Here is a 1039-nt window from a genome sequence, read left to right on the forward strand (position 1 = left end):
AGAAGGTTTGCTTGCTGAGCAATCGGCCATTGTAAACGCTAAATTATTAAAAGCGTCTGATTGCGGGGCTTCTGGAATAAGCTGCTTAAATGGCGCTAACGTAAACGCTGAACTAGCTACTTGTGATGATAACGCATCTTATGGCGTTAGATCTTGGTATGACGGAAATGTTAACCTAAATGGAGGAACAGCTAGAAGGGGTGGATTAAGTGGTATCTATGCTTTCTCAGGTTCAAAAATACAAGCTAAGGGGTCAGACTGTAGAAAAATAGACGGGGTTGATACTGGTGGCGGTAACGCTGATGTAAAATGCTTGGAGGGTTCATTTATAACAGCCCATTCCGCTATAGGTGGAATAAATAAAACCACAAATACATTAAACACTGATGGAGTTATATTTCAGTAACCATTAAAAAGCACAGGGAGCTTAATAGCTCTCTGTGCTTGTTATGTTAATTCGAAGCAGTAATCCCATAACTTTCTTTGTTTGATACTTTACAGTCGGTAGCGATAATTCCTATTAGCTTTTCTGCGCTAGCAAACCAATTTTCAATGGTGCCTTTAATTAACCCTTTACAGGTCAATACGGATAAGGCGCCATCATCTAAACGCCTAGCACAAAGAAAGCCTTTTGCCTTTATTTTTCTGGCATTGACGTATGTACATGGCTTTTTATACACAACAATGACCGCCTTTTCTGACCGGTCAAGTCCTGATATATCTATATTTTGATCGTTACAAAATATAGCAATTAAATCGTCATTCTCTACTATTGTTAAGTTATCTTTAATCATCTTATCTTCCTCTGTACTGGCTAGGTTAAAGCTTTATTATATAACGAATTGTGTGATTTTATTGATAGCTTATTATTTGAAACAACAGCCCACCCCTTGCATGATTCATCACCACAACTACAAGGTAATACTACATCAGTATTATTTAACTCACTCAATGTTATGTTTGACTTTTTACAATATTCTTTTATGAATTCATCTATAGTCATAATTTATCTCTCTGTGCTGGTTATATTAACTTTCCA

At 36.6% G+C, this 1039-nt stretch carries 2 protein-coding genes; one reads left to right on the forward strand and one right to left on the reverse strand.

The window, feature by feature from the left end; all coding sequences use genetic code 11:
• Window positions 1-406: hypothetical protein (locus D5S11_RS19965; RefSeq protein WP_164833857.1), on the forward strand; the 406-nt coding region annotated here is incomplete at its 5' end.
• A 46-nt stretch (window positions 407-452) separates the two neighbouring features.
• Here D5S11_RS19965 and D5S11_RS19655 read toward each other — a convergent pair.
• Window positions 453-794 (reverse strand): hypothetical protein, encoded by a 342-nt coding sequence (locus D5S11_RS19655; protein WP_128424645.1) that lies wholly within the window; start codon window positions 792-794, stop codon window positions 453-455.
• Window positions 795-1039: the final 245 nt, after the last annotated feature.

The organism is Bacillus sp. L75, from assembly GCF_003676355.1.
GTDB lineage: Bacteria > Bacillota > Bacilli > Bacillales > Bacillaceae > Bacillus > Bacillus velezensis.

Excerpts from the sequence above, each read along its gene's own strand:
- D5S11_RS19655 (WP_128424645.1), bottom strand. The coding sequence starts at position 794 with ATGATTAAAGATAACTTAACAATAGTAGAGAATGACGATTTAATTGCT.